Source organism: Kitasatospora sp. NPDC059973 (assembly GCF_042737525.1).
GTDB lineage: Bacteria > Actinomycetota > Actinomycetes > Streptomycetales > Streptomycetaceae > Kitasatospora.
The window spans coordinates 1-2,505 of record NZ_JBHWUI010000348.1; the positions used below are offsets into that span (position 1 = coordinate 1).

At 72.5% G+C, this 2,505-nt stretch carries 2 protein-coding genes; one reads left to right on the forward strand and one right to left on the reverse strand.

Going from position 1 to position 2,505, the window contains the following annotated elements; all coding sequences use genetic code 11:
* Positions 1-38: 38 nt before the first annotated feature.
* Positions 39-1,253: an MFS transporter gene (locus ACFWA9_RS38975; RefSeq protein ID WP_380394310.1), complete on the reverse strand. Its 1,215-nt coding sequence runs from the start codon at positions 1,251-1,253 to the stop codon at positions 39-41.
* 227 nt (positions 1,254-1,480) lie between these two features.
* On the opposite strand from ACFWA9_RS38975, the gene ACFWA9_RS38980 reads away from it, so the two are divergent.
* Positions 1,481-2,200, forward strand: a complete 720-nt coding sequence (locus ACFWA9_RS38980) for a DUF2470 domain-containing protein (RefSeq protein ID WP_380394313.1) — start codon at positions 1,481-1,483, stop codon at positions 2,198-2,200.
* Positions 2,201-2,505 lie beyond the last annotated feature (305 nt).

Consider the following 2,505-nt stretch of genomic DNA (forward strand, 5'->3'; position numbering starts at 1 on the left):
GGGCCCGGACGAGTGTCCGGGCCCCGCGCGTTCCGCGCTCACCGCCCGGCGGTGAGCGCCTCCTCGGCGCCCGCTCCACCGCGCGCCACGACCCTGCCACCCGCGCCGGCCCCCCGCCGCTCCAGCGCGCCGGAGAGCAGCGCGACCCCGAGGGCGGCGGCGGCCATCAGCCCGCCCACCCAGTTCGGCGCGTCGTAGCCGAGCCCGGACGAGATGACCAGCCCGCCGAGCCAGGCGGCGAGCGCGTTGCCCAGGTTGAAGGCCGCGATGTTGGCGGCCGAGGCCAGCGTGGGCGCGCCGGCGGCCTGGTCCATCACCCGCTTCTGCAGCGGTGCGACGGTCGCGAAGCCGAACACGCCGATCAGCGGAATGGCGACGATCGCACCGACCCTGCTGTGCGAGGCGAGGGTGAAGGCGAAGAGCAGCACCGCCAGCACCGCCAGGATCACGTACAGGCTCCGCATCAGCGCGCGGTCGGCGAACCAGCCGCCGAGCAGGTTGCCGACGAACAGGCCGACGCCGAACAGGAAGAGCAGCCAGGTCACGCTGGAGGGGGCGAAGCCCGCCATCTCGGTCATCATCGGCGTGATGTAGGTGAACATCGCGAAGATGCCGCCCCAGCCGAGCACCGTCATGCTCAGCGCGAGCCAGATCTGCGGCTTGCGGAAGACGGCCAGCTCCGGGCCGAGCCGGGTGTCCTCGGCGCGCGGCTGGACGGGCACCAGGGCCGCGATGCCGGCGAAGCCGATCGCGCCGAGCGCCGCGACCACGTAGAAGGTGGAGCGCCAGCCGAAGTGCTGGCCGAGCAGGGTGCCCATCGGCACGCCGAGCACGTTGGCGGCGGTGAGCCCGGTGAACATCAGGGCGATGGCACCGGCCCGCTTGTGCGGGGCGACGAGGTCGGCGGCGACCACCGAGCCGATGCCGAAGAAGGCGCCGTGCGCGAAGGCCGCGAGCACCCGGCCGACCAGCAGCAGACCGAAGGCGGGCGCGACGGCGGAGACCAGGTTGCCGGCGATGAACAGGCCCATCAGCATCAGCAGCATCCCCTTGCGGGGGATCCGGGTGCCGAGGACGGTGAGCAGCGGGCCGCCGATCACGACACCGAGTGCGTAGCCGGAGATGAGCAGGCCGGCGGTGGGGATGGACACCGAGAAGTCGCCGGCGACCTCGGGCAGCAGGCCCATGATCACGAACTCGGTGGTGCCGATGCCGAAGGCGCTGATCGCCAGCGCCAGGAGCGCGAGGGGCATGAGGGGACCGCTTTCCAGAGCGTACAGAAGCATACAGAAGATTGCGTGTGCAACTACCAGCGTCGACAATACGACCGAACGCCAGATACTTGCAAGCGCTCGCTATCTCCATCTGCAATCCCTTGAATCCGCGCACCCTCCCTCACGACCCGCGAACCACCTGCGCACACCTTGCCCTCCCCCACCAAAGTGATTAGGTTAGCCTCACCTAACAAACGGAGGTCGTCATGAGCCCCAGCCCCGTCGACGTCGAGGCGCCCGAACCCACCGCCGCCGAACGGGTCTGCAGCCTGCTCAGTGCCACCTCCTCCGTGGTGATCCGGGCCTGCGGCGAGTACCACGACCTGGACACCCCGGTCTCGGTGCACGGCTCCCGGCTGCGCCTGGTCGCACCGCTCGACTCGCCGCTCACCCTCGCCGTGACCCGCGAGCAGGACGGCCTGGCCGTCGTCCTGGACCTCACCGACGTCGCCCCGGTCGCCGTCCGCGACCGCGTCCGCGGCCGTCTCACCCTGGCCGGCCGGCTGCACCTCGCCCACCTCGCCGACGACGGCCTCAGCGTCCACCTGCGGCTGGACGTCGCACACGCCGTCCTCTCCACCCCGTACGGCACCACCGCCCTCACCGGCGCCGACCTCGCCCTGGCCGCGCCCGACCCGCTGGCGCGCTTCGAGGCGGCGATGCTCACCCACCTCGCCGACGACCACCCGGACGCCCTCGCCCTGCTCACCCGGCTGCTGGACCGCGAGTTGCTCGTCGGACACCCCGACGTCCGCCCGCTGGCCCTCGACCGGCACGGCCTGGTGCTCCGTCTGGACCACCCCTGGGGCCACCGCGACGTCCGCCTGGTCTTCCCCGAGCCGGCCCGCGACGCGGACGAGTTCGGCCACCGCGTGCACCAGTTGCTGACCGCCGCCGACAGCGACCTGCCCGCCCACCGGTCCTGACCCCCCGCCGGGGCGGCCCATTCCTTTCACCGCGACCGCCGACCGAGAATTGACGGCCCGTCCGGCCGCGGACGGGCCGTCGGCATATCCCGGAAGGACCCTCAGGAAGGCCTCCCGGAAAGGCCTTCCGCACGACGGAGCCGACCACTCGGAAACGCCGGAAGGAAACCCTGATCGCGGGGGGGCACCTGCCTGTCAGAAGGGCACGAAAAAGGCCGGCCCCGGGCGCGGAGGGAAATCGCCAGCCGGGGCCGCCCGGGGGGGTGCCCCCCCCCCGGTACCCCGTCCGGGCGGGGCTGACCCCG

Excerpts from the sequence above, each read along its gene's own strand:
- ACFWA9_RS38980 (WP_380394313.1), top strand. The coding sequence starts at position 1,481 with ATGAGCCCCAGCCCCGTCGACGTCGAGGCGCCCGAACCCACCGCCGCC.
- ACFWA9_RS38975 (WP_380394310.1), bottom strand. The coding sequence starts at position 1,253 with ATGCCCCTCGCGCTCCTGGCGCTGGCGATCAGCGCCTTCGGCATCGGC.